This is a genomic window from Bradyrhizobium sp. AS23.2, assembly GCF_001908185.1.
In the GTDB taxonomy this organism is placed as follows: Bacteria; Pseudomonadota; Alphaproteobacteria; order Rhizobiales; family Xanthobacteraceae; genus Bradyrhizobium.
This window is the reverse complement of the sequence record NZ_LGHM01000013.1, coordinates 45,375-69,219: the sequence shown is the minus strand read 5'-3', so window position 1 is coordinate 69,219 and position 23,845 is coordinate 45,375. Positions and strand designations below refer to the sequence as shown.

Below are 23,845 nucleotides of genomic sequence, written 5' to 3'. Positions count from 1 at the left end.
GCGATCACGCGCGTCTTCAACGCGCTATGGTGACGCTCCGCAGAGCCGGGGCACGAGACCGAGGCGTGGCTTGAGCAGGTCATCCCGTAGCGCTAGCCTCTCCCAATGGAAGCTGAAAGCGCCCCTGCCCGTTCCATCTCCGCGCCTCTGCGTGCGGCATGGACGGCTGGCCGTCATGTCCTGACGAGGGCAGCCCAGCTCGCACTCGACATCGCGCTGCCGACGCTGTGCGTGTCCTGCCGCGAACCGGTCGATGGCGAGGGGGTTTGCGCGGCCTGCTGGGCGCGGCTGTCGTTCATCGAACGGCCCTATTGCCCGCGGCTCGGCATTCCCTTCGTCTATGATCCCGGCCCCGACATGCTGTCGATGGAGGCAATCGCAAGCCCACCGGCCTACCAGCGGGCACGCGCAGCGGTGCGCTATGACGACGTCGCGCGCACACTGGTGCATGCGCTGAAATACCAGGACCGTACCGATCTCGCGCCGGCCATGGGCCGCTGGATGGCGCGCGCGGGGGGCGAGCTGCTCACCCGCGCCGACATGCTGATCCCCGTTCCCCTGCATTGGCGAAGGGCCTGGCGCCGCCGCTACAACCAGTCCGGCGCGCTGGCGCGCGTCATAGAACGGCAGAGCGGGGTGAAGGTACGTGGCGAGGTGCTGCGCCGGGTGCGCGCCACCGAGCAGCAGATCGGCCTGTCGCGGGCCCAGCGGGCCACCAATGTGCAGGGCGCATTCCAGGTATCCCCCGACCGTCAGGCCGAGGTCCAGGGCCGCCGGATCGTCCTGATCGACGACGTCCTGACCTCGGGCGCGACGCTGGATGCCTGCGCGCGGGCCTTGCTCCGCGCCAAAGTGGCCCAGGTCGACGTGCTGGTCTTCGCCCGGGTTGTCGAGAGCGGCCCCCGTCCCATATAGTTCAATGAATTCATGACATGAGAGCGCCAGAGGACATGACCGCTGCTGTCGAGATCTACACGAGGCCGGGCTGTGGCTATTGTTCCGCCGCCAAATCGCTCCTGACCCGCAAGAAGGCGACCTTCACGGAGTTCGACATCGCCAAGAACCCGTCCTGGCGCGAAGAGATGTACGACCGCGCCGGTGAAGGCTCGACCTTCCCGCAGATCTGGATCGGCGGAACCCATATCGGCGGCTGCGACAACCTCTATTCCCTCGACCGCGAAGGCAAGCTCGATGGCATGCTTGGAAGCGTGAAGGCCGTGTCATGAGCGAGAATCGGACCTTCACCGCCGCCATGGTGCAGATGCGCACCGGCCTGATGCCCGAGCCGAGCCTCGAGCAGGCCACCAGGCTGATCCGGCAGGCTGCGGCAAATGGTGCGGACTACGTGCAGACGCCCGAAGTCAGCAACATGATGCAGCTCAACCGCAAGGCGCTGTTCGAGCATCTGCAGAGCGAAAAGGACGACAAGTCACTGAAGGCATACAGGGCGCTCGCGGCGGAACTCGGGATTCATATCCATGTCGGCTCGCTGGCGCTGCGCTTCTCGCCGGAGAAGGCGGTCAACCGCTCCTTCCTGATCGGGCCCGAGGGCGATGTGCTCGCGAGCTACGACAAGATCCACATGTTCGACATCGAGCTGCCGGACGGCGAGAGCTATCGCGAGTCCGCCAATTACCAGCCGGGCGAGACGGCTGTTATCTCCGACCTGCCGTGGGGGCGCGTCGGCCTGACGATCTGCTACGACGTGCGCTTCCCTGCGCTCTACCGCGCGCTGGCCGAGAGCGGCGCGTCCTTCCTCACGGTGCCGTCGGCGTTCACCCGCAAGACCGGCGAGGCGCATTGGCACGTGCTGCTGCGCGCGCGCGCGATCGAGACCGGTTGCTTCGTGTTCGCCGCGGCGCAGGCCGGCCTGCACGAGAACAAGCGCGAGACCTACGGCCATTCGCTGGTCATCGATCCCTGGGGCGAGATCCTCGCCGAGGGCGATGTCGAGCCCGGCATCATCATGGCCAAGATCGATCCGGCCAAGGTCGAGACGGCGCGGCGGGCAATCCCCTCGCTCCAGCACGGCCGCCGCTTCGGCGTCGCCGACCCCAAGGCGGGGCCGGACCATCTGCAACTCGTACGGGGATCGGCATGATCCGTTACGCGCTCCGCTGCGACCACGACCACGAATTCGAAAGCTGGTTCCAGAGCTCGTCGGCTTATGATTCGCAGGTGAAGCGCAAGCTCGTGACCTGCCCGATCTGCGGTTCGGCCAAGGTCGACAAGGCGATCATGGCCCCGCGCATCGTCGGCAAAAAGGGCCGCGGACGCGCAACACCGCCGCCGGAGCCGGCCACGACCGCCGCGCCCGAGGCTGCGCCGTCAGGATCGACCTCGCTGATGATGGCGCAGGAGCGTGAGCTGCGCGCCAAGCTGAAGGAATTGCGCGACCACATCGTCAAGAACGCCGACAATGTCGGCGAGCGTTTTGCGAACGAAGCCCGCGCGATGCATTACGGCGACAAGGAGCACCGCCCGATCTACGGCGAGGCCTCGCCCGAAGAGGCGAAGTCGCTGATCGACGAGGGCATCGAGGTGTCGCCGCTGCCGACGCTGCCGGAAGACCGGAACTGACGCGCGAAGCGCGTCATCTCGGGATGGGCCGAAGGACCAGACCTCAGATGCGCAATTGCGCATCGGGGGATCTCGAGATTCTCAGGCGCGCAATTGCGCGCCATAGCCCTTAGGCGCCCAGGAATGACAGCCAGCTAGACCCCCACCAGCAGGGCCACGCCGACCACGATCAGCGCGATGCCGAAGATCTCGCGCGGCGCGATCGGCTGCTTGAGCGAGTAATAGGCCACTCCTTGCGCGAACAGCACCTCGATCAAGGCGAGCGTGCGGACATTGGCGGCGGCCGTCAGCGCGAAGGCGAGGAACCAGAACTGCGACGCGAAGGCGCCAATGAAGCCGGCAAGCACCGACGGCTTCCACAGGCCCAGGATCGCCTGCAGGATCTTCGGCGCACGCCACACCAGATAGATCGTCAGCACCAGCGTCTGCACGAACAGGCCGAGCACCAGCGTCAAGGACGAGGCCGTCACGAAGGACACGTTCGGCACCGTGATGATGGCGCCGCGGAAGCCGACCGCTGAGAGCGCGAATGCCGCCGCGGCGACGAGCCCCGTGATGGTCGGCTTCAGCTCGGCAAAACTCTTTTCGCCGCCGGGCCGGAGCGCGGTGATGACGACGCCGACGGTCGCGATTACGATTGCCAGCACCTTGAGCCAGGTGAGGTGATCGCCGAGAAAGACGAAGCCGAAGATCGCGGTCTGGATCGCCTCGGTCTTCAGGTATGCCGTCGTCACCACGAAGGAGCGGTCGTTCATCGCAAGCAGCATCAGGCCGGTCGCGACGATCTGGCTGAGCGCCCCTAACAGCAGCCACGGCCAGAACATCGTCGGCGGCATACTGAGGTGATCGCCGGAGACGACCAGCACCACACCCAGGAATAGCAGCGAGAACGGGAAGCCGAACAGGAAGCGGATATTGGTCGCGCCCCAGGTCCCCAGCGGCTTCGTCAGCGATCGCTGCATCGCGTTGCGCGCGACCTGCCCGAGCGCAGCAATGACCGTGAAGGGAATCCAGAGGCTGGTGACGGTGAGCATGGGGTGGGGAGTGCCAGAGCAGGAGAGATTGCGGCCAACCTGCAAGTTGCCGCCCACGCGGTCAACCTCGCGGATGTCATGGGAGCGATGCCCGCGCCACAAACTCCCTGTCGTCCCTGCGAACGCAGGGACCCATAACCCCAGGGAGCAGTTATGCGGAGGCTGCCAACCCGCACGTCCACGACCATGCACTACCGATAGATTCCGCGCTATGGGTCCCTGCGTTCGCAGGGACGACACCGTCTGTGAAGGAACAGCTCACCCCCCTCACACCATGCCTTCCGCCACGACCATGTAGTTCACGTCCATGTCGGAGGAGAGAGTCCATTTGTCGGCGAAGGGGCTGTAAACGACGCCGGTCTGCTCGGTGATGACGAGGCGGTTGTCGAGCAGATATTTTGTCAGCTCGTCGGGGGTGACGAACTTGTTCCATTCGTGGGTGCCACGCGGCAGCCAGCGCAGGACGTATTCGGCACCGACGATGGCGAGCGCAAAGCTCTTCCAGTTCCGGTTCAGCGTCGAGACCACCATCAGCCCGTTCGGCTTCAGCATCGACGCGCAGCGCTTCAGGAAAATGCCGACGTCTGCGACGTGCTCGACCACCTCCATCGCCAGCACGATATCGAAACGCTCGCGCGGATCGATCTCCTCCACCGTGGTGCAGCGATAGTCGATCGCAAGATGGCCCTTGTCGGCATGCAGCTTCGCCGCTGCGATGTTGCTCGCCGACGGATCGACGCCGATGACCTGCGCCCCCAGCCGCGACAGCGGCTCGCATAACAGGCCGGCACCGCAGCCGATGTCGAGCACGCGCAGGCCGCCGAGGCAGTTGAGGCTGCGCACGTTGCGCTCGAACTTGCGGCAGGCGGCGTCGCGGATGTAGCCGAGCCGCAGCGGGTTGATCCGGTGCAGCGGGGCCATCTTGCCCTTGGGGTCCCACCACTCTGCCGAGAGCTTGGAGAATTTCGCGATCTCGGCGGCGTCTACGGTCGAGCCCGGCGGGGTGCTTGCGGTTGCGGAAGTATCTTGCTGCATGCTCATGAAGTGGCGCGGCCCTACCGCGTGGTGATCGAACTACGGAAGGCGAGCGGCGAGGCGATGGTCCTGATCGTCTCGATCCCCTCGCCGACGCCGCGAATCGTCACGTCGCCGTAGTTGAGAATACGTCCAGGAATCGACTGGTCGACATCGACGCTCTCGACCTTGTCCAGCGCCATCTCGAAGGTGCGGCGCTTGATGAACCCGGTCTTGTGTACAACCCTGAGGTTGGTGACGTCGGTCTCGGTGGTCCAGCGATGGAACCAGCCCTTGACGGTCCAGTACAGGGCGACCAGCGCCACCAGGCCGGAGCCGTACAGGCACAGGATCATGATGCTGTAGACATCGATCCGGCGGGAGGCCACGAACAGGACCAGGGCCGCGATCCAGGCCACGATGGCCGGAAAATGGAAGATCCAGTGCGCATTGGTCGAATACAGCACCCGCTCGCCGGGCTGCAGGATCTCGTCAATATAGCGCGCCATAACCTCGATTAACCCATTGCCCGGAATGGGCCCCCGCAGGAACCCGCTTGCCCCCGGCCCCGCCCCTCTGTATACGCGCGGTCGGATATCCGCAGCATCGCCTCGCGCGGGTCACCATACTTATCCTTATGAGGGAATGCACGCGTCGTCATGAGCCGCCTCGTGATGAAATTCGGCGGCACGTCCGTCGCCAACATCGAACGTATCCGCAACGTTGCACGCCATGTGAAGCGTGAGGTCGACGCCGGCCATGAAGTGGCCGTGGTCGTCTCTGCGATGTCCGGCAAAACCAACGAGCTGGTGGCCTGGTGCACCGAGGCCTCGCCGATGCACGACGCGCGCGAATACGACGCCGTCGTCGCCTCCGGCGAACAGGTGACCTCGGGCCTGCTGGCCATCGTGCTTCAGGGCATGGGCATCCAGGCCCGCTCGTGGCAGGGCTGGCAGATCCCGATCAAGACCAGCGACGCCCACGCCTCGGCCCGGATCGAGGACATCGACGGCAGCGAGATCATCAAGCGCTTCCAGGAGCGCAAGGAGGTCGCGGTCATCGCCGGCTTCCAGGGCATCAATCCCGAGACGAACCGCATCACCACGCTCGGCCGCGGCGGCTCGGACACCTCGGCCGTCGCGATCGCCGCTGCCGTCAAGGCCGATCGCTGCGACATCTACACCGACGTCGACGGCGTCTACACCACCGACCCGCGAATCGTGCCGAAGGCCAAGAGGCTCCACAAGATCGCGTTCGAAGACATGCTGGAACTGGCTTCCCAGGGCGCAAAAGTGCTCCAGGTCCGCTCGGTGGAACTCGGCATGGTCCACAACATGCCGATCTTCGTCCGCTCCAGCTTCGACAAGCCCGAGGATATCGACCCGCATGCCAACCAGCCGCCCGGCACGCTGATCTGCAGCGAGGAGGAGATCATGGAAAGCCACGTCGTCACCGGCATCGCCTTTTCGAAGGACGAGGCCCAGATCTCGGTGCGCCAGATCGAGGACAAGCCCGGCGTTGCGGCATCGATCTTCGGCCCGCTGGCGGATGCCAACATCAACGTCGACATGATCGTGCAGAACGTCTCCGAGGACGGCAAGACCACCGACCTCACCTTCACGGTGCCGGCCGCGGACTACACCCGCGCCAAGGAGACGATCACCGCCGCCAAGGCCAAGATCGGCTATGCACGGCTCGACACCGCCACCGACGTCGCCAAGATCTCGGTGATCGGCAGCGGCATGCGGAGCCATGCCGGCGTCGCCGCCCAGGCGTTTTCGGCTCTCGCCGGACGGAATATCAACATCCGGGCCATTACAACCTCCGAGATCAAATTCTCGGTCTTGATCGACACGGCCTATACCGAGCTCGCGGTGCGCACCCTGCACACGCTCTACGGTCTCGATCAGGTTTAGACGAATTTTCTCTTAGCGGTCGCAGCAAACGCGAAGGTGTACACACCTTCGCGTTTGGCAGGCGTTTTGCTTGGCAAAACAAGCCTCAATTCGCTATACGGCGAAGAGGGTGGGCTGCCGCAGACTGTGTCCCAGTTCAGGCGGCGCTGATTCGGCGCAAGCGCCAAATCGAGACAGATTTGGACTTGCGCCTGCGCCGGACAAACAAATTGTTTGTTTTTCTGGAGTTTTGGGCCAGCCGCCGGCCGATACCGCCGGGCCAGGCAGACGGAGGAGATTGACGGCACATGCGGAGCGCGTCGGGAGGTCCCCGAGTCTTGTTGAGACGGCTCCGCGAAACCATGGCGGAGCAGGTCTCGGCCCAGGAGCGGCTGGACAAGATCGTGGTGCTGATCGCCGCCAACATGGTGGCCGAGGTGTGCTCGGTCTATGTGCTGCGCATCGACAACACGCTCGAGCTCTACGCCACCGAAGGTCTCAACCGCGAGGCGGTGCACCACACCGTGCTGAGCGCCCATGAGGGCCTGGTCGGCCTCGTCGCCAGTGAGGCGACCCCGCTCAATTTGAGCGATGCCCAGAACCACCCGGCCTTCTCGTTCCGCCCGGAAACCGGCGAAGAGATCTATCACTCCTTCCTCGGCGTGCCGATCCTGCGCGCCGGCAACACGCTTGGCGTGCTGGTGGTGCAGAACCGCGCCAAGCGCAACTATGTCGAGGAGGAGCTCGAGGCGCTGCAGACCACCGCGATGGTGCTGGCAGAGCTGATCGCATCCGGCGAACTGTCCGCGCTGGCACAGCCGGGCCTGGAGCCTGCCGCGCGCCATTCCGCGCAGAAGGTCGGTGCGATCCTGTCGGAAGGCATCGCGCTCGGCCATGTCGTGCTGCATGAGCCGCGCGTCGTCATCAAGGACTACATCGCCGAGGACCTTCCGAAGGAAATCAAGCGGCTCGACACCGCGCTCGCCAAGTTGCGCGCCGATCTCGACCGCATGCTGGAACGCGGCGACGTCGCTGAAGGCGGCGAGCATCGCGATGTGCTGGAAGCCTACCGCATGTTCGCCAACGACCAGGGCTGGTCGCACAAGCTGCATGAGGCGGTCGCCACCGGCCTCACCGCGGAAGCCGCCGTCGAGCGCGTGCAGTCCGACACCCGCGCGCGCATGTTGCGCTCGACCGATCCCTATTTGCGCGACCGGCTGCACGATCTCGAGGATCTCGGCTACCGCCTGATGCGGCAGCTGGTCGGCCAGGACCACGCCCCCTCGCGCGAGCAACTGCCCGACAATGCGATTGTCATCGCGCGCGCGATGGGTCCGGCGGCGCTGCTCGACTACGACCGCAAGCGTCTGCGCGGCATCGTGCTGGAGGAAGGCACCGCCAATTCCCATGTCTCGATCGTGGCACGGGCGCTCGGCATTCCCGCGGTCGGCGAGGTACCGAACGCACCGGGCATTGCGGACCCCGGCGATGCCATCATCGTCGACGGCACGTCGGGCTCGATCTATGTGCGCCCGTCGCAGGAGATTGAGGCGGCCTTTGCCGAGCGCGTGCGCTTCCGCGCCCGCCGCCAGGCACAGTACCTGGCGCTGCGCGACCGGCCCTGCGTCACCAAGGACGGCCAGAAGGTCGAGCTGATGATCAACGCGGGTCTTGCGATCGACCTGCCGCACATCGAGGACACCGGCAGCGCCGGTATCGGTCTGTTCCGCACCGAGCTGCAGTTCATGGTCGGCCAGAGCCTGCCGCGCACCAGCGACCAGCTCGCGCTCTATCGGACCGTGCTCGATGCCGCGGGCTCCAAGCCCGTCACCTTCCGCACCCTCGACATCGGCGGCGACAAGGCGCTGCCCTACATGGAAGCGGTGATCGAGGAGAATCCCGCGCTCGGCTGGCGCGCGATCCGGCTCGGGCTCGACCGTCCCGGCCTTTTGCGCGGCCAGATCCGCGCGCTGCTGCGCGCCGGCGGCGGCCGCGCGCTGCGCATCATGTTCCCGATGATCTCCGAGGTCGCCGAATTCGACGCCGCAAAGGCGCTGGTCGAGCGCGAGCTCACCTATCTGCGCCAGCACGGGCACACGCTGCCGGAGCGGATCGACATCGGCACCATGGTCGAGGTGCCGGCGCTGCTCTATCAGCTCGACGAGCTCCTGAAGAAGGTCGACTTCATCTCGGTCGGCTCCAATGACCTGTTCCAGTTCCTGTTCGCGGTTGACCGCGGCAATGCCAAGGTCTCCGAGCGCTTCGACACCATGTCGGCGCCGATTCTGCGCGTGCTGCGCGAGATCGCGCGCAAGTCCAACGCGGCGAAGAAATCGCTCTCGCTCTGCGGCGAGATGGCCTCCAAGCCGATCGGAGCGCTCGCCCTGATCGCGATGGGCTATCGCTCGCTGTCGCTCTCGGCGACCGCGCTCGGCCCGGTCAAGGCGATGGTGATCGATCTCGATGCGAAGAAGGCCGAAGCGATGCTCGGCCCGTTGCTGGACGCGCCCGCCGGCAGCGTCTCGATCCGGCAGAAGCTGACGGAATTTGCCGAGGCCGAAGGCCTGGCTTTGTAGCGGGCCTGTCGCCCGCTTCCCGCCGCCTCGCCTCCTTCCGCCCATTTGAGACTGAACCTATGTTGTCACTCCCCGAAGCCAAACTGGACGTCCTGCTCGCGCATCACGCCTCTCTGGAGGCAGAATCGCTCGGCCAGCTCGCCTCTGAGCGCTACGTCCAGATCACCCGCGAGCTCGCCGAGATCACGCCGCTGATCGAGGCAGTGAAGGCTTATCGCTCTGCCGTCAAAGAACTCGCCGACACCGAGGCGCTGATCGCCGATCCCGCAACGGATGCCGAGATGCGCAGCATGGCGGAAGCCGAACGCGAGGAGCTGACGCCCAGGATCGAGGATCTGGTCCAGAAGATTCGCGTCGCGCTGCTGCCCAAGGATGCGATGGACGACCGCAACGTGGTGCTGGAAATCCGCGCCGGCACCGGCGGCGACGAGGCGTCATTGTTCGCCGGCGACCTGTTCCGGATGTACGAGCGCTTCGCGAGCTTGCAGGGCTGGAAGGTCGAGGTGATCTCCGCGAGCGAAGGCACCGTCGGCGGCTACAAGGAAATCATCGCGGAGGTGCAGGGCCGCGGCGCATTCTCCAAGCTGAAGTTCGAGTCCGGCGTGCACCGTGTGCAGCGCGTGCCCGACACGGAAACGCAGGGACGCATCCACACCTCGGCCGCGACGGTGGCCGTGCTGCCCGAGGTCGAGGATGTCGACGTCGACATCAAGAACGACGACCTGCGCATCGAGACCATGCGCGCGCAGGGCGCCGGCGGCCAGCACGTCAACAAGACGGAATCGGCGATCCGCATCACCCACATCCCGACCGGCATCGTCGTGATGATGCAGGACAGCCGCTCGCAGCATAAGAACCGCGCCTCCGCCATGAACATCCTGCGCTCGCGCATCTACGACGCCGAGCGGCAGCGCGTCGACGCCGCACGCTCGGCTGAGCGCAAGGAGAAGGTCGGCTCCGGCGACCGCAGCGAGCGCATCCGCACCTACAACTTCCCGCAAGGGCGCGTCACCGATCACCGCATCAATCTGACGCTCTACAAGCTGCCGCAGGTCATCGCGGGCGAAGCGCTGGGCGAATTGATCGACGCGCTGACCACCGAGCACCAGGCCGCGCAGCTCGCCGCGCAAGGCGCGGCGGCTTAGATCCCGCGCCTTAGCGCGTCTTGTTCAGCGCGTCTTCTTCAGCGCTCTTGGCCCGAAACGATCGCAGGATCTTGCCCAGGGCGGGAGCAGCAGCACTCAGCTCCTGCAGATGAATGCGCGAGAGGGATCGCAGCCTCTGCTCGCCCTTGGCCGTCAGCTTGACCAGGACACGTCTCGCATCCCCGGGATCGGCCTCCCGGCCGATCAGCTTCAGCTTCGCCATGCGATCCACCAGCTCGACGGCAGTATGGTGCCGGATCAGGAGGAAGCGCGCGATGTCGCCGACGCTGGCACCGTTACTGTCGGCCAATCCCTTGATCGCCAGCAACGCCTGGTGCTGCTGCGGCGTCAACCCGGCCCGCTGGGCCGCGGCCTCGCTGAATGCCAGGAAGGTGCGCAGCTGGTAGCGGAACTGCGCAAGCGCCGCATAATCGGCCTCGCGCATCGCACCGCCTTTTGAGGGCACCGCACGCGCCGGGCGTGTCGTCTTCCGCTTCGGTTGAGCCATTCCCTGCCTTCGACGTCGAGCCCACCGGTGCAGCGGGCGGCTATCGAGACTAGCAAGGAAGGACACGTGGAGCCAACCAACGTGCGCCGCGGATGCACATTTATCGGCGCCTCGAGAGCGGCCTATTCGAAGCTCGACAGCAGGATCTTCACCAGGATGACCTGAAACGCGATCGGGATGCGGACGCTCTTCCGCCGGATCGAGCGCTGGAGCGCGCTGACGATCTCGGCGCTGGTCAAGGCACCTGCCGACGCATTTGCGATCAATTCCGTCCACATCTCCGACAGCGAGCCGCCGCGCCGGATCACGGGCTTGATGGTGACGCCGCAGCCCTGCGCCCAGTCGATGATCTCCCGCATCGTGTGTGGTCCGCAGTTGCGTGCGGTCGCGAGGCGCTCGGCCGTCAGCGCCAGCAGCAGCTCGCGCGAGGGCGACCACGTCCCCTTCGGCGGCTGTTCGCCGGCAAGTTCGACTGCGAGTTCCTTCAGAACATTCTGGGCGCGCACACTCAGCTTCTTCATCGGGCCGGGCGCACGCTTCGTCTGAAGGGAACCTGTGGTCGGCCCGCGCCAGCCGGCAGGCCGGCTGCGCGGCTCGGGCATGCGGGAGGCATCGCCGGACTGCGGCGGCGCGCGTTGGTCGTTCACCTCACCCGCAGGCCACCCGGCCTCTTGCCTCTCCGCCTCTTGCGGCCAGGCTTGTTGTTTCCGGGCACCCGCCACTGTCGTCTGCCGCGCCATTTCTCTCGCCGAATCCGTCAGCCTCGTACTCACAAAGACTAATATATATCGTGATCCGATATGTTTTCACGACATAATTTTCGTCGTTCGACCAAAGGCGAAATTGACAGAAGGTCTTCACAAGCAATGCTTACGACCAAGAGTTACACGCGGATGTGACGTGCCCGGCGCAACAGGCCAAGCGAAGCCGTCTGCCGCCGGACAGGTCGTGTTTGGCCCTAAGAAACAAGACCGATGTTCGGAGGAAACGACCATGACTGACAATCTCATCCGCCGTGGCCTCGGCCGCGGCATCTCACGCCGCGGCCTGCTCCAGAGCACCGCAGGCATCATTGGCGGCTCGATGCTGCCCGCGATGCCGGCATTTGCCGAGGACAAGGCGGCGATCGGCACCTACCCCGCGGGCGTTTCTGGTTCCTCCGCCTTCATCGGAATCTCCGTGCCGCGCACCGGAACCTATGCCGTGCAGGGCGAAGACGAGCTCAAGGGCTATCAGCTCGCGATCGAGCACATCAACGAAGGTCACGAGCTGATCAAGAAGATCTCGCCGAAGACCAGCAAGGGCGTGCTCGGCAAGGAACTGACGTTCGGCGTTGCGGATTCCGCGGCCAAGCCCAACGAGGCGGTGCAGGCGCAGCAGCGCTTCGTCAGCGAGAACAAGGCCATCATGATCACCGGCGGCACGTCGAGCGCCGTTGCGGTCGCGCTGAACAAGCTGGCCCAGCGCGAGCACGTGCTGTTCGTGTGCGGCATCTCCGGCTCGAACGACACCACCGGCAAGGACTGCGTTCGCTACGGCTTCCGCCAGAACTTCTTCGGCCAGACCGCAGCCGCGGCGATCGGACCGGTGATGGTGAAGGAGTTCGGCAAGAACAAAAAGGCGGCCTACCTCACGCCGGACTACACCTACGGCCACACCGTCACCAAGTCGATGCAGGACTTCCTCGCGACTACCGGCTGGACCACCGCGACCAACCAGGTCGCGCCGCTCGGCGCGCCCGACTATTCCTCATACCTGCTGAACGTCGCGAATTCCGGCGCCGACGTGCTGATCAACGTCAACTGGGGCCACGACGCGGTGCTGTCGACCCAGCAGGCCAAGCAGTTCGGCGTGCTCGACAAGATGAAGCTGGTCGTCCCCTACCAGGTGCCCTTCATCGCGCGCGAGACCGGCGGCCTGATGCAGGGCGTCTACGCCGCCACCGACTATTGGTGGACGATCGAGGACAAGTTCCCGCTGGCCAAAATGTTCAACGCGGCCTTCGAGAAGAAGTACGGCTACAAGCCGGAATGGGGCGCGGAGAATGCCTATGTCAGCTTCGCGCACTGGGCCCGCATGTGCGAGGAGGCCGGCAGCTTCGATCCGCCCGACGTGATCAAGGCCTATGAGAAGGGCGAGACCCTGCCCTCCCTGGTCGGCGACGTGCATTACCGGCCCGAGGACCATCAGTGCGTCCGTCCGGTGATCATCGTGAAGGGCAAGCAGCAAAAGGACATGAAGAACAAGGAAGACTGGTACGACGTCGTCGAGATCGTCCCGGGTGAAGGCCTGATGCAGAAGCCGGACGCCTTCGGCTGCCATCTCGGCGACTACACCTGAGCCCGAGCTAACCCCTGTGACGCCGTAGGTCGCTTCCTGCTCCTGCGGCGTCACCTTTTTTGACGCAGCTCGCGCGCGTCGCAACCGCGATCATTGCATGATTAGTTGGCCCAATCTCGTTTCTCAACTCTTCAACGGGCTCGCGCTCGGCGCACTGCTCGCACTGATCAGCTCCGGCCTGACCATCATTTACGGCACGCTCGGCGTGCTCAACCTCGCGCATGGCGCGATGTTCATGATCGGCGGCTATGCCGGCTTCGTCGCATACCAGTATACGGGTTCGTTCACTGTTGCCGTCATCGCCGGCTCCCTGTTCGTGATGCTGCTCGGCGTTCTGATGGAACGCGTCATCATCCGCCATTTCTATCATCGCCCGCACGAGGATCAGCTGCTCGTGACCTTCGGGCTCGGCATCTGCTTCGTCGAGGTCGTGCGCCTGATCTTCTCGAGCCAGTCGCAGATCGTTCCGCCGCCGGCGCTGTTCCAGGGCATCACCAATCTCGGCTTCATGTACTATCCGACCTACCGCCTCGCCGTGGTGGGCATCGTCGCGATCGCGCTCAGTGCGCTGTTCCTCGTTCTCTACCGGACCCGCCTCGGCATGATCGTGCGTGCCGGCATCGAGGATTCCGTCATGGTGGATTCGCTCGGCATCAACGTCTACCGCGTCTTCATGGTCGTGTTCGGCATCGGCGCGATGGCTGCGGGCTTTGCCGGCATCATCAATGCGCCGGTGGTCTCGCTGACGCCGGGCGTTGGCGACGACATCCTCGTCGAGACCTTCGTGGTGGTGGTGATCGGCGGCGTCGGCTCGTTCCCAGGCGCCATCCTGGGCGGCCTGATCGCCGGCGAGATCATCAGCATCACCTCCATGTTCAACCCCGGCTACGCCTATGCGATGCTGTTTGCGGCGATGACGCTCGTGCTCGTGGTGCGACCGCATGGCCTGCTCGGCGTGCAGGGCCGCGAATAAGTGATCCCCTGATGCTCAAGCAACGCCCGTACCTGATCGAGACACTGACGGCCATCGGGCTGATCGTGGCTCCCTTCGTGCTGCCTCATCTCGGCTTCGCGCCGAACACGGTGAACCGGATCCTGGTCTGGGGCCTGTTCGGTCTCGGCTTCGACATCCTGTTCGGCTTCACCGGCCTGTTGTCGTTCGGCCAGTCCGCCTTCTACGGCACCGGCGGCTTCGTCGCCGCTTACCTCCTGACCCGCGCCGGCTTCGGCAACGTGCTGGGCGCGCTGATCATCGGCATGATCGCGGCAGCTGCGACCGGCTATCTGGTCGGCCTGATCGCGCTGCGCCGCACCGGCATCTACTTCGCTATGATCACCGTGGCGATCGCGGAGGTGTTCTTCTTCGTCGAGTTCAATCCGCTCTCGGATTTCACCGGCGGCGAGAACGGCCTGCCTGGCGTGCCGATGCCGAGCTTCAATCTCGGCTTCACCACCATTCACTTCACCGACGGCTGGTCGCTCTATCAGTTCATCGCGCTGTGCTACTTCGTCGGCGTCATCATCGCGCTCAGGATCGTGCGCTCCCCGGTCGGCGCCATCCTCAGCGCTGTCAGGGACAATCCGCTGCGCGCCACTGCGGTCGGCCACAACATCCACGGCTACAAGCTGACCGCCTTCGTGATCGCCGCGGCTTACGCGGGCTTCGCCGGCGGCCTGCTCGGCGTGCTCCAGGCCTTCATGCCGCCCGACGCCTTCACCTTCGACACCTCCGGCCAGCTCGTGATGCAGACCGCCATTGGTGGTCGAGGCACGCTGTTCGGACCGCTCGTCGGCGCGGCCGTCTGGCTCTTCCTTCAGGATTTTCTGCAGGCAGCACTCGACCTGGGAGCGACCTGGAAGCTCGTGCTGGGCGTGGTGTTCGTGCTGCTGGTCTGCTTCCTGCGCGGCGGCATCGTCGGCGGTCTTGCGGACCTCTATCGTCTTGTGTCCGGCAAACGGGCGCGGAAGGATGCGGAAGCGGAGCAACAGGCCGCGGACGCCGAGGCCGCGCGACAACCTGCTCCGGCGCCGATGCTGGCCAAGCAGGTCGAGCACCCCGCCTATTCCGGTCCGATCCTGAAAGCCACCGGCCTCACCAAGCGCTATGGCGGTCTCGTCGCCAACAGCGACATCGATTTCAGCGTCAATCAGGGCGAGCTGCGCGGGATCATCGGCCCCAACGGCGCCGGCAAATCGACCTTCTTCAAGATGCTGACCTGCGAGATTCCGCCGACCTCGGGCCAGATCGTGTTCGAGGGACGGGACATCACGGGATTGAGGGTCACCGAGGTTTGCCAGCTCGGACTCACCAAGAGCTACCAGGTCAACCAGCTCTTCACCGGACTGACGGTGCGGCAGAACCTGACGATCGCAGCGCTCGCCGAGCTGCGCGGAAAGTTCCGGCTCGATCTGTTCCGCAAGCTCCCAGGCGTCAAGGGCCTGACGGAGCAGGTGGAGCACACGCTCGCGCTGGTCAACCTGACAGGCCGTGCCGACACGCAGGTCGCCGAGCTCGCCTATGGCGAGAAGCGCAGGCTGGAGATTGGGCTTGCGCTCGCCACCTCGCCGCGCCTGCTGCTGCTCGACGAGCCGCTCGCCGGCATGAGCCCCCGCGAACGGGTCGAGACCGTCAGACTGCTCAAATCGATCGCGCGCGGCCGCACCATGATCATCATCGACCACGACATGGATTCGCTGTTCGAGCTGGTCGAGCGCGTGACCGTGCTGCAGGAGGGCCGGGTGCTGCTCGACGGCACGCCGGAGGAAATCAGGACCAACGCCGCAGTGCAGGAAGCCTATCTCGGCGGCGTGCACGGAGAGATCGCCGCATGAGCCTGATCGAGGTCAACGGCCTGAACAGCTACTACGGGGATTCCCACATCCTGTTCGACGTCGCCATGCACGTCGAGCGTCACGAGGTGGTGGCGCTGCTCGGCCGCAACGGCGCCGGCAAGAGCACGACACTGAAAAGCCTGATGGGTGTCGTGACGCCGCGCAGCGGCACCGTGAAGTTCGACGGCATCGACATCGCCGGACGCAGGAGCCACAAGATCGCGCAGGCGGGAATGCAGCTCGTGCACGAGGAGCGCCGCATCTTCGGCAGCCTGTCGGTGGAGGAGAACATCGTCCTCGCCGGGATCACCGCGCCGAAGCGCTGGCCGCTCGGCCGCATCTACGAGATGTTTCCGCGGCTCAAGGAGCGGCGCAACAACCGCGGCACCGAGCTCTCCGGCGGCGAGCAGCAGATGCTCGCGATCGCGCGGGCGCTGGTGCGGGATCCCAAGATCGTGCTGCTGGACGAGCCGTTCGAGGGGCTTGCCCCCGTCATCGTCCACGATCTCGTCAAGGCCTGCCGCGAGCTCGCGGCCGCCGGCCAGACCATCGTGCTGGTCGAGCAGAACCTGGCGGCGACGCTGGCGCTGGCGAGGCGGATCTACATCATCAACAATGGCCACATCGTGCACGAGGGCCCGGCGCAGGAGCTCAAGGCCCAGCCGGAATTGCTCCAGCGCTACCTTGGCGTCTAGGGCGTGTACCCATAAAATCCGGGATGTTTGCTTTCGAGGGTAAAGCGGACACGCGGCCCCCGCCCCGGAACGTCGCCTTGTGCCCAAAGCGGACACAGGGTCGCCTGTAGCCGAGGCGAGGTCTTGCCCAAGCCGAACCGAACATAAGGGAGGAAACGCTATGAGCGCGGTCTGGCCGGAGATCCCCTTCGAGGCATGGCGCGAAACCTGCTCCGCGCTTCATTTGTATTGCCAGATTGTCGGCAAGTATAGGCTCGCGAGAACGGCGTGGGTCAACCATTCCTGGCACGCGACCTTCTACGTGAATGCACGCGGGCTCACGACTTCGCTGATTCCAGACGCATCAGGTATCGAGATCGTCTTCGATCTCTCCCGTCATGTCCTGATCGGAGAGGCAGCTGATGGGTGCCGGGCTGAAATGCCGCTCGGGCGAATGTCCGTCGCCGAATTTCACGCCCGGTTCTGTGATTTGGTAAGACATCTCGGCGGAACACCAGAATTCGACGCTCGGCCCAGTGAAGTCCCAGATCCGATCCCGTTCAGGGAGGACCGCCAAATCAGGCCCTACGACGCAGACGCCGTGAGGCGGTTCTTCAGCGCCCTCGTCGCGATCAACGGAGTGTTCTATCGGTTTCGGACGGGGTTCACCGGGAAGGTCAGTCCGGTCCATCTCTTCTGGGGCAGCTTCGATCTCGCGGTGACGCGCTTCTCTGGGCGTCCCGCTCCGCTTCACCCGGGTGGCGTCCCGGGTTTGCCGGACGTTGTGACCCGCGAGGCCTACAGCGACGAGGTCTCATCCGCCGGCTTTTGGCCGGGCGGAGGTGGTACAGACTTTGCGGCTTTCTACTCCTATGCCTATCCCACCCCGAATGGCTTTGCTGACGAACAGGTAATGCCGGCGGGCGCATACTTCGATCAGAAGCTCGGCGAATATCTCCTGCCCTACGATCTTGTGCGAAAATCGAGCGAGCCGGAGGCGACGCTCATGGCGTTTCTGCAAAGCACCTATCGGGCGGCAGCTGATACCGGACGCTGGGATCATGCCGCGCTCGAATGTCCGATTGGCTACCCTCTTCGACCCCGCCCCCTGAACAAGAAATCATGAAGGTTCGAGGAAAGATCGCTGGCTGGTAGTTTGGGTGGAGCGAAGCTGCACTCGTCAATCTCGAGTTTGTAGCGATGATGGGTCGCAACAGCTCTACCTCCGGCGACGTTCGCTATTCGGCGCCTAATGGCAGACAAGCAGACTTCAGCCGTGCCTGACTCACGCACTATGGTACATGGTCTAGTCAGACGCCAAGTTCAGCCACCAAGTGCCGCAATCATCCGTTTGGCCTGTTCAGCGAGCACCGCCATCTCTTCCTTGCGCGTCTGCGCCGGCAGCAGTTCGACGCCGGCCCTGACCGGCATGACGTGCATGTGCAGGTGAAAGACCACCTGCCCGCTGGCCCGCTCGCTGAACTGCTGGAGGATAATGCCCTCGGCATCGAACGCCTTCATCGCAGCAATCGCAATCCGCTTCGCGGTCCGGGCGACCGCAGCAAGATCGTCATCCGCTATGTCCAGGATGCCGCGCGCCGGCGCCCGGGGAACGACCAGCGTGTGCCCGGGCGAGCGCGGCATGATGTCGAGGAAGGCGAAGCTGCGGTCGTCCCTGAACACCTCGAAGCAGGGAATCTCGCCGCGCAGGATCTTTGCGAAGACGTTCTGATCGTCATAAGCCGTCATGGATGCCTCCTTCGCCGCGAGGTGCGATCAAACGCGCTCCTTTCCGTTGACGCAAGCAATGCCGCCGATCTATCCACGATGCCAGGCAGGATGGCTCCATTGGCGACAGGCGATTCCGGAAACAGCATCGAGAGCGCGCGGCGCGCCCTCACCGCGCGGCTGCAATCGGCCGGCCTCGAGGAGGCCGCCCTCGATGCGCGCCTGCTCGTCGGCGCCGCGCTGGAGCTCGATCTGACCGGCATGGTCACGCAGGCGGCGCGGCAACTCACGCCCGAGGAGGCCGCGCGGCTCGAAGGATATGCGCAGCGCCGGCTTGCGCATGAGCCGGTCGCGCGCATTCTCGGCGCGCGGGAATTCTGGGGCCTGCCGTTCCGCCTGTCCGAGGCGACGCTGGTGCCGCGACCGGACACCGAGACCGTGGTCGAGCTGGCGCTCGAGATTTTTCGCGGGCTCACGATATCCGGGCGGCGCCCGCGGATCGCTGATATCGGCGTCGGATCGGGCGCCATCCTGCTCGCACTGCTGCACGAGATTCCCGAGGCGTTCGGCGTCGGCACCGATGTCAGCCTGACGGCACTCGAAACCGCGCGCGACAACGCGGCTGCGCTCGGCCTCGCCGACCGCGCCGGCTTCGTCGCCTGCTCCTATGCGGCAGCGCTTCGTGGCCCGTTCGATCTCATCGTGTCGAACCCGCCCTATATTCCCTCAGGGGAAATTCCGAAACTGAGCATCGAGGTGCGCGAGCACGATCCGCATCTGGCGCTCGACGGCGGCAATGATGGCTATGACGCCTATCGCGCCCTGATTCCGCAGGCGGCCGAACGGCTCGCGCCCGGCGGGGCCCTGATCGTCGAGGCCGGACAGGGGCAGGCCCGCGATATCGAAACCTTGATGGCGGCCGCCGCGTTAACAGTGGACAGGCCACCCAGCGCCGATCTGGCGGGCATCCTGCGGGCCGTTTCGGCCCGAAAAATGCCCCCATAAAAGCCGGATTGGCCTGTAAAAACCTCTTGGAATATCCCGTCGGAACGACTACGTTCCGGTCAACACATCGGTACCGGCCCCGTAGACCTACGGGTGAAAGCCGGGCTCTCGGGCGAGAGCTTTACTGATTTGAAGGTTCCAAGCCGCAGGTCCTGTTGAGCGCGATGGCCAGTGGAGCTGCGCTGCTCTCCGACCGCAACGTGAACGAAAGCCTGATATTGCGCTTGAAGACTTACGCGAGAAAGCTGGGCTTGTTTCGGCAGGCAAAATGAATGGGTTCGCTGGCGATGAATGCTGGCGAGTGGGGAACGCGTCTTTGTTGAACGCGACGGTCGACAAACATCGGCAGGGTTCAAGCCGCTCTTGCGCGCGGTGCGCGCGAGAAATGTGAGCCGCTGTCACCAGGTCACTCTCAGCAATCAGTAGTGCGTGCAACCTTTAGGCTGGAATTAAAGGCAGGACATGAGAAACGGTCAGAACAAGCAGCGGATGCGCAACCGCAACAATAATAACAACAACAACCGGCGCAGCCAGAACCCGATGACCCGGGTCTACGAGTCCAACGGACCCGACATCAAGATCCGCGGCACCGCCTCGCACATCGCCGAGAAATATCTCCAGCTTGCGCGCGACGCGCGCTCCTCCGGCGATCCCGTTGCAGCCGAGAACTACTACCAGCACGCCGAGCATTATTTCCGCCTGATCGCCGCCGCTCAGGAACAGTTCCGCCAGAACCAGCAGCCGCGCGGCGACGAGCCGATCAGCACGAGCAGCGACTTCGGCGAGGACGACGGCGAGAATTTCTCGAATTTCGGCCAGGAACCGGGCTTCGTTCCGCAACCGCAGCAGCAGCCTTACACGCGCGACGGCCAGCGCGATCATCAGCAGCGCGACAACCAGCAGCCTTATCAGCGCGACCAGCAGCAGCAGCCGCGCGAGCACCGCGAGCGCGATCATCGTCCGCAGCCGCAGTATCAGCCCCAGCCGCAACCGCAGAACCAGCCGCAGCCCGTCGTTGCCGATGCCGGCAGCGTCGACCGCCTGCCCTCCTTCATCACCGGCGCGCAGCCGCAGGTGAATGCCGGCCAGGGCGGCTTCGAGGGCGGCGGTGGCGGCGGCGAGCGTTATCCGCGCCGCCGGCGCCGGCCGCATGGTCCGCGTCCCGAGCGCGAAGCCGCTCCGGCCGCTTCCGGCGACGATCACGCGCCCAGCGAGTAAGCCGCAGGCCCTATCGGATTTATCGAATTGCAATCGTCCCGGCCACGCCGGGACGATTTGCTTTTGAGGCATTGAGTATTGGTTAGCTCGATGCGAGCTCTGCGCGCATCACCTCTCCCGTGGGGAGAGGTGAACGCCGGCGATGGCCAGCATGATTTCATCGAGTTTCAGCTGCGCGTGACCGTCGTGGACGACGGCACCAGCACTGGCTTGGTCAGCGCGGGAATCAACCGTGCCCGTTCGCGCTTGGCGGGGATGGCGCGGTAGACCTGCTTGGTCGCCTCGACGATGTGCACGCCCGCGAAGGGCAGCGACAGCGCCGCGCCCGCGCGCTCCCACATCTGCGCCGATTTCAGCACCCAGCCGCCGGCATAGGGCGGCATGAACAGCGCTTCGCCCCAGGCGGTCGGCGTGAACCAGGTCTGGCGCAGCAGATCGGTGATCTGCGAGCGCGAATAGGGCCGGCCATGGCCGAACGGCGTATTGTCGGTACGGGTCCACACCCCGCGCCGGTTCGGGATCACCGCGATGACGCGGCCGGACGGCGACAGCACGCGCCAGACCTCGCGCAGCAGCGCGGCCGGATCGTCCGACATCTCCAGCGCATGGACCAGGAGGATGCGGTCGACCGCGGCGTCAGGAAGCGGCAACGAGAATTCATCCACCAGCGAAGCCAGTGCCGGCCGTCCCGTCGGCCATTTCAGAACGCCCTGGGCCGCCGGCATGAAGGCGATGCAGCGCTCCGCGTCCTCGCGGAACAGGCCGAGATAGGGCGTCGGATAGCCGATGCCGAGCACGCGCTGGCCCTCGGCGTTCGGCCAGCGCTGCCTGATGCCGCGGTTGATCATTTGCCGCGCCACAATCCCGAGTCGACGGGAATAGAACTCGCGGAGGTCGACGACGTCGATGCTCATGACGGCAATGTAACATGCACAAGGCCGCCGCCGCGCGCGGAATATTGCATTGCCTGCGCAACGTTAACGCCATATTTGTCTGGCGGGGCTGAGCGCGATGGAGATGTCATGGCCGCCGAAATTCGTACTTTCAACTGTTTAAACGACAATTTCGGTTATCTGATCCACGATGTGGAAACCAAGGCAACCGCTTCGATCGACGCGCCGGAGGCCGGCCCCATCCTGAAGGCGCTGGAGCGCGAGGGCTGGCAGCTCACGGATATCCTGATCACCCATCATCACGGCGATCATGTCGGCGGGGTCGCCGAACTCAAGCAGAAATACAATTGCCGCGTCGTCGCGCCGCACGACAAGACGACGAAGATTGCCGACGTCGACCTGCGCGTCGCCAATGGCGACGTGGTCAAGATCGGCACCTTGCTGGGGCGCGTCGTCGAGACGCCCGGCCACACGCTCGACCACGTCTCCTACGTGTTCGACACCGAGAAGACGGTGTTCGCCGCCGACACGCTGTTCTCGATCGGCTGCGGCCGGGTGTTCGAAGGCACCTACCCGATGATGTGGGATTCGCTTCTGAAGCTGCGGGCCCTGCCCGACGACTTCAAGCTCTATTGCGGCCACGAATACACCGCCTCGAACGTCAAGTTTGCGCTCACCATCGAGCCGGACAATGCGGCGCTCCAGGCGCGCGCGGCGGAAGTTGCCAAGCTCCGCGCCGAGAACAAGCCGACCATTCCCTCACTGCTTGGTGAAGAGAAGCGAGCAAATGTGTTCCTGCGCGCTGATGAACCCTCGGTCGCAGCCAGGCTACACATGAAGGGTGCTGATGCCGCCGTCGTGTTCGGCGAATTGCGCGAGCGCAAGAACAAGTCCTGACGGGAATCGATGCCGACCGCAGCCGAGATCATCGCGCGCCTCGAACTCCGCCCGCATCCCGAAGGCGGGCATTACCGCGAGACCTTTCGCGACCAGACAACGGACGCCAACGGACGATCGCGCTCGACCCTGATTTACTTCCTGCTCGCGCGCGGCGAGCGCTCGCACTGGCACCGCATCGATGCGGTCGAGATCTGGCACTATTATGCGGGCAGCCCGTTGACGCTGCGCATCGCGCATGAAGGCTGCTCCCAGCACGAGGTGCGCCTCGGCACCGATCTTGTGAGCGGCGAGCGGCCGCAGGCGATCGTGCCGGCCGACGCCTGGCAGATGGCAGAGACCACTGGCGAGTGGACGCTGGTCGGCTGCACCGTGGCACCCGCGTTCGAATTCGCAAAATTCGAGCTCGCGCCGAAGGGCTGGGAGCCTTAGGCAAGCTGTCATTCCGGGGCGCCGCAAAGCGGCGAGCTATGATGCGCAATTGCGCATCGGAGAATCCATCTCTCCATCATTGACGCCGATAAATGGATTCCGGGTTCGATGCTGCGCATCGCCCCCCGGGAATGACAGTCATCGCTTCCGCAGCACCATGTCCTTCGCCGCGATCAGGCCGCCGCCGGCGATCAGAATGGCGGCGATGGCGATGTTGGCGCTGGCCTTGGCAAAACCGGCAGCGATGAGGAAGCCGGTCGAGAGCAGCGGCGTCGCGTAGGAGGCGGCGCCGAGCACGCGGATGTCGCCACGCTTCATGCCGATGTCCCAGGCATAGAATGCTGCACCGACGGGGCCGATGCCGAGCGCGATCACGGAGAGCCATTGCAGCGTGGTCTCGGGCCACACGGTGGTTTCAAGCAAACCATGCATTAGCGCGGCGAGCACCGCGGTGGCGAGACAGAAGCCTGCGACGGCATCGGTCGGCACGGCCTTCAGCCGGCGCGACAGCACCGAATAGGTTGCCCAGACGAACGCCGCGACGAACGCAGCGATCAATCCCGGCACCTGGCCCGGCGCGAAACCGGAGGTGCTGCCGGCAAACAGCAGCACGGTGCCGACGAGGCCGAGCACGGCACCGATGATGTGATGCACGGCAAGCCGCTCGCCCGGCAGGAATGACGAGAACAGCACGATCAACAGCGGCCACAAATAATTGAGAAGGCCTGCTTCGGCCGGCGGCGCGAAACGCAGGGCGAGGAAATAGAGGGCGTGATAGCCGAACAGGCCGCCGACGCCGACCGCCCAGACGACAAGCGGCTGGCGCAGGCTCGTGGCGGCCCCGTCGCGGCCGATCCAGGTGAGGAGCCCGACGAGACCGCCGATCGCGAACGTCATCGCGGCAAGCTGAAAGGCGGGGATTTTCCCGGTCGCCACCGTCATCACGGAGAGCAGCGACCACATCAGGATTGCGGTCAATCCGATCAGCGTGGCTGTGCGCGGGGTCATCAATTGAAGGGCTCTGAGGACGCGGATGCCCGGCACGAGGCCGGGCATTTTCGTCTTCACTATCGC

Annotated in this window: 24 protein-coding genes; 16 read left to right on the top strand and 8 right to left on the bottom strand. The window is 64.9% G+C overall.

Features of this window, described 5'->3' with window-relative positions:
* Window positions 1-105: 105 nt before the first annotated feature.
* The 4 genes from AC630_RS02770 to AC630_RS02755 are packed head-to-tail and all read left to right on the top strand — an operon-like array spanning window position 106 to window position 2,580.
* The gene (locus tag AC630_RS02770) at window positions 106-915 is read left to right on the top strand and encodes a ComF family protein (RefSeq protein ID WP_074116956.1); all 810 of its coding nucleotides are present in this window, start codon (window positions 106-108) and stop codon (window positions 913-915) included.
* A 35-nt stretch (window positions 916-950) separates the two neighbouring features.
* Complete coding sequence (gene grxC, locus AC630_RS02765; RefSeq protein WP_074116955.1) at window positions 951-1,226, top strand: glutaredoxin 3; 276 nt, start codon at window positions 951-953, stop codon at window positions 1,224-1,226.
* Window positions 1,223-2,101 carry a carbon-nitrogen hydrolase family protein gene (locus AC630_RS02760; RefSeq protein WP_074116954.1) on the top strand — a complete coding sequence of 293 codons (879 nt, stop codon included), beginning with the start codon at window positions 1,223-1,225 and terminating at the stop codon, window positions 2,099-2,101. The genes grxC and AC630_RS02760 overlap by 4 nt, the downstream gene beginning before the upstream one ends.
* The gene (locus tag AC630_RS02755) at window positions 2,098-2,580 is read left to right on the top strand and encodes a DUF1178 family protein (protein ID WP_074116953.1); all 483 of its coding nucleotides are present in this window, start codon (window positions 2,098-2,100) and stop codon (window positions 2,578-2,580) included. Before AC630_RS02760 ends, AC630_RS02755 begins: the two co-directional genes overlap by 4 nt.
* A gap of 134 nt (window positions 2,581-2,714) precedes the next feature.
* Here AC630_RS02755 and AC630_RS02750 read toward each other — a convergent pair whose 3' ends face one another.
* The 3 genes from AC630_RS02750 to AC630_RS02740 all read right to left on the bottom strand — a co-directional run bounded on the left by AC630_RS02750 (window position 2,715) and on the right by AC630_RS02740 (window position 5,137).
* Window positions 2,715-3,614, bottom strand: a complete 900-nt coding sequence (locus tag AC630_RS02750) for an EamA family transporter (protein WP_074116952.1) — start codon at window positions 3,612-3,614, stop codon at window positions 2,715-2,717.
* A gap of 267 nt (window positions 3,615-3,881) precedes the next feature.
* A complete protein-coding gene (gene ubiG, locus AC630_RS02745; RefSeq protein ID WP_074116951.1) occupies window positions 3,882-4,655 on the bottom strand; it encodes a bifunctional 2-polyprenyl-6-hydroxyphenol methylase/3-demethylubiquinol 3-O-methyltransferase UbiG in 774 nt (257 codons plus the stop codon).
* A 14-nt stretch (window positions 4,656-4,669) separates the two neighbouring features.
* Complete coding sequence (locus tag AC630_RS02740) at window positions 4,670-5,137, bottom strand: PH domain-containing protein (protein ID WP_074116950.1); 468 nt, start codon at window positions 5,135-5,137, stop codon at window positions 4,670-4,672.
* A 150-nt stretch (window positions 5,138-5,287) separates the two neighbouring features.
* Between AC630_RS02740 and AC630_RS02735 the strand changes: the two genes are divergently transcribed.
* The 3 genes from AC630_RS02735 to prfA all read left to right on the top strand — a co-directional run bounded on the left by AC630_RS02735 (window position 5,288) and on the right by prfA (window position 10,244).
* Window positions 5,288-6,544, top strand: coding sequence for an aspartate kinase (locus AC630_RS02735; protein ID WP_074116949.1), 1,257 nt, complete (start codon window positions 5,288-5,290; stop codon window positions 6,542-6,544).
* A gap of 287 nt (window positions 6,545-6,831) precedes the next feature.
* A complete protein-coding gene (gene ptsP / locus AC630_RS02730; protein WP_074116948.1) occupies window positions 6,832-9,099 on the top strand; it encodes a phosphoenolpyruvate--protein phosphotransferase in 2,268 nt (755 codons plus the stop codon).
* Between the two features lie 59 nt (window positions 9,100-9,158).
* Window positions 9,159-10,244: a peptide chain release factor 1 gene (prfA, locus tag AC630_RS02725; protein ID WP_074116947.1), complete on the top strand. Its 1,086-nt coding sequence runs from the start codon at window positions 9,159-9,161 to the stop codon at window positions 10,242-10,244.
* Window positions 10,245-10,254: 10 nt separating this feature from the next.
* Here prfA and AC630_RS02720 read toward each other — a convergent pair whose 3' ends face one another.
* Window positions 10,255-10,752 carry a MarR family winged helix-turn-helix transcriptional regulator gene (locus AC630_RS02720; RefSeq protein ID WP_074116946.1) on the bottom strand — a complete coding sequence of 166 codons (498 nt, stop codon included), beginning with the start codon at window positions 10,750-10,752 and terminating at the stop codon, window positions 10,255-10,257.
* A gap of 122 nt (window positions 10,753-10,874) precedes the next feature.
* A complete protein-coding gene (locus AC630_RS02715) occupies window positions 10,875-11,399 on the bottom strand; it encodes a hypothetical protein (RefSeq protein WP_245330238.1) in 525 nt (174 codons plus the stop codon).
* A 346-nt stretch (window positions 11,400-11,745) separates the two neighbouring features.
* Between AC630_RS02715 and AC630_RS02710 the strand changes: the two genes are divergently transcribed.
* The 5 genes from AC630_RS02710 (at window position 11,746) to AC630_RS02690 (ending at window position 17,724) form a co-directional block, all read left to right on the top strand.
* Window positions 11,746-13,092: a substrate-binding protein gene (locus AC630_RS02710; protein ID WP_074116945.1), complete on the top strand. Its 1,347-nt coding sequence runs from the start codon at window positions 11,746-11,748 to the stop codon at window positions 13,090-13,092.
* Window positions 13,093-13,189: 97 nt separating this feature from the next.
* A complete protein-coding gene (locus AC630_RS02705) occupies window positions 13,190-14,065 on the top strand; it encodes a branched-chain amino acid ABC transporter permease (RefSeq protein ID WP_074116944.1) in 876 nt (291 codons plus the stop codon).
* A gap of 11 nt (window positions 14,066-14,076) precedes the next feature.
* On the top strand, window positions 14,077-15,924 hold the full coding sequence (locus AC630_RS02700; RefSeq protein ID WP_074116943.1) for a branched-chain amino acid ABC transporter ATP-binding protein/permease: 1,848 nt from the start codon (window positions 14,077-14,079) through the stop codon (window positions 15,922-15,924).
* Window positions 15,921-16,619 (top strand): ABC transporter ATP-binding protein, encoded by a 699-nt coding sequence (locus AC630_RS02695; RefSeq protein ID WP_074116942.1) that lies wholly within the window; start codon window positions 15,921-15,923, stop codon window positions 16,617-16,619. The genes AC630_RS02700 and AC630_RS02695 overlap by 4 nt, the downstream gene beginning before the upstream one ends.
* A gap of 160 nt (window positions 16,620-16,779) precedes the next feature.
* A complete protein-coding gene (locus tag AC630_RS02690; protein ID WP_074116941.1) occupies window positions 16,780-17,724 on the top strand; it encodes a DUF5996 family protein in 945 nt (314 codons plus the stop codon).
* Between the two features lie 197 nt (window positions 17,725-17,921).
* Here the strand turns inward: AC630_RS02690 and AC630_RS02685 are convergent, their stop codons facing one another.
* Complete coding sequence (locus tag AC630_RS02685) at window positions 17,922-18,347, bottom strand: HIT family protein (protein WP_074116940.1); 426 nt, start codon at window positions 18,345-18,347, stop codon at window positions 17,922-17,924.
* 90 nt (window positions 18,348-18,437) lie between these two features.
* Here AC630_RS02685 and prmC point away from each other — a divergent pair, with 90 nt between their 5' ends.
* Window positions 18,438-19,331 carry a peptide chain release factor N(5)-glutamine methyltransferase gene (gene prmC / locus AC630_RS02680; protein ID WP_074116939.1) on the top strand — a complete coding sequence of 298 codons (894 nt, stop codon included), beginning with the start codon at window positions 18,438-18,440 and terminating at the stop codon, window positions 19,329-19,331.
* A gap of 462 nt (window positions 19,332-19,793) precedes the next feature.
* On the top strand, window positions 19,794-20,549 hold the full coding sequence (locus AC630_RS02675; RefSeq protein WP_074116938.1) for a DUF4167 domain-containing protein: 756 nt from the start codon (window positions 19,794-19,796) through the stop codon (window positions 20,547-20,549).
* A gap of 167 nt (window positions 20,550-20,716) precedes the next feature.
* On the opposite strand, the gene AC630_RS02670 is transcribed toward AC630_RS02675, so the two are convergent.
* On the bottom strand, window positions 20,717-21,463 hold the full coding sequence (locus tag AC630_RS02670) for a methyltransferase domain-containing protein (protein ID WP_074116937.1): 747 nt from the start codon (window positions 21,461-21,463) through the stop codon (window positions 20,717-20,719).
* A gap of 108 nt (window positions 21,464-21,571) precedes the next feature.
* On the opposite strand from AC630_RS02670, the gene gloB reads away from it, so the two are divergent.
* Together gloB and AC630_RS02660 are read left to right on the top strand one after the other, a co-directional pair.
* Window positions 21,572-22,339: a hydroxyacylglutathione hydrolase gene (gene gloB, locus AC630_RS02665; protein WP_074116936.1), complete on the top strand. Its 768-nt coding sequence runs from the start codon at window positions 21,572-21,574 to the stop codon at window positions 22,337-22,339.
* Between the two features lie 9 nt (window positions 22,340-22,348).
* Window positions 22,349-22,771 (top strand): cupin domain-containing protein, encoded by a 423-nt coding sequence (locus tag AC630_RS02660; protein ID WP_074116935.1) that lies wholly within the window; start codon window positions 22,349-22,351, stop codon window positions 22,769-22,771.
* Between the two features lie 138 nt (window positions 22,772-22,909).
* On the opposite strand, the gene yddG is transcribed toward AC630_RS02660, so the two are convergent.
* Window positions 22,910-23,779 carry an aromatic amino acid exporter YddG gene (gene yddG, locus AC630_RS02655; RefSeq protein ID WP_074116981.1) on the bottom strand — a complete coding sequence of 290 codons (870 nt, stop codon included), beginning with the start codon at window positions 23,777-23,779 and terminating at the stop codon, window positions 22,910-22,912.
* Window positions 23,780-23,845: the final 66 nt, after the last annotated feature.

Coding starts and splice junctions, on each gene's coding strand:
- AC630_RS02740 (WP_074116950.1), bottom strand. CDS start 5,137: ATGGCGCGCTATATTGACGAGATCCTGCAGCCCGGCGAGCGGGTGCTG.
- AC630_RS02710 (WP_074116945.1), top strand. CDS start 11,746: ATGACTGACAATCTCATCCGCCGTGGCCTCGGCCGCGGCATCTCACGC.
- AC630_RS02750 (WP_074116952.1), bottom strand. CDS start 3,614: ATGCTCACCGTCACCAGCCTCTGGATTCCCTTCACGGTCATTGCTGCG.
- yddG (WP_074116981.1), bottom strand. CDS start 23,779: ATGACCCCGCGCACAGCCACGCTGATCGGATTGACCGCAATCCTGATG.
- prmC (WP_074116939.1), top strand. CDS start 18,438: ATGGCTCCATTGGCGACAGGCGATTCCGGAAACAGCATCGAGAGCGCG.
- AC630_RS02695 (WP_074116942.1), top strand. CDS start 15,921: ATGAGCCTGATCGAGGTCAACGGCCTGAACAGCTACTACGGGGATTCC.
- AC630_RS02770 (WP_074116956.1), top strand. CDS start 106: ATGGAAGCTGAAAGCGCCCCTGCCCGTTCCATCTCCGCGCCTCTGCGT.
- prfA (WP_074116947.1), top strand. CDS start 9,159: ATGTTGTCACTCCCCGAAGCCAAACTGGACGTCCTGCTCGCGCATCAC.
- grxC (WP_074116955.1), top strand. CDS start 951: ATGACCGCTGCTGTCGAGATCTACACGAGGCCGGGCTGTGGCTATTGT.
- AC630_RS02670 (WP_074116937.1), bottom strand. CDS start 21,463: ATGAGCATCGACGTCGTCGACCTCCGCGAGTTCTATTCCCGTCGACTC.
- AC630_RS02720 (WP_074116946.1), bottom strand. CDS start 10,752: ATGGCTCAACCGAAGCGGAAGACGACACGCCCGGCGCGTGCGGTGCCC.
- ubiG (WP_074116951.1), bottom strand. CDS start 4,655: ATGAGCATGCAGCAAGATACTTCCGCAACCGCAAGCACCCCGCCGGGC.
- gloB (WP_074116936.1), top strand. CDS start 21,572: ATGGCCGCCGAAATTCGTACTTTCAACTGTTTAAACGACAATTTCGGT.
- AC630_RS02660 (WP_074116935.1), top strand. CDS start 22,349: ATGCCGACCGCAGCCGAGATCATCGCGCGCCTCGAACTCCGCCCGCAT.
- AC630_RS02760 (WP_074116954.1), top strand. CDS start 1,223: ATGAGCGAGAATCGGACCTTCACCGCCGCCATGGTGCAGATGCGCACC.
- AC630_RS02705 (WP_074116944.1), top strand. CDS start 13,190: ATGATTAGTTGGCCCAATCTCGTTTCTCAACTCTTCAACGGGCTCGCG.
- AC630_RS02700 (WP_074116943.1), top strand. CDS start 14,077: ATGCTCAAGCAACGCCCGTACCTGATCGAGACACTGACGGCCATCGGG.
- AC630_RS02685 (WP_074116940.1), bottom strand. CDS start 18,347: ATGACGGCTTATGACGATCAGAACGTCTTCGCAAAGATCCTGCGCGGC.
- AC630_RS02675 (WP_074116938.1), top strand. CDS start 19,794: ATGAGAAACGGTCAGAACAAGCAGCGGATGCGCAACCGCAACAATAAT.
- AC630_RS02755 (WP_074116953.1), top strand. CDS start 2,098: ATGATCCGTTACGCGCTCCGCTGCGACCACGACCACGAATTCGAAAGC.
- ptsP (WP_074116948.1), top strand. CDS start 6,832: ATGCGGAGCGCGTCGGGAGGTCCCCGAGTCTTGTTGAGACGGCTCCGC.
- AC630_RS02735 (WP_074116949.1), top strand. CDS start 5,288: ATGAGCCGCCTCGTGATGAAATTCGGCGGCACGTCCGTCGCCAACATC.
- AC630_RS02690 (WP_074116941.1), top strand. CDS start 16,780: ATGAGCGCGGTCTGGCCGGAGATCCCCTTCGAGGCATGGCGCGAAACC.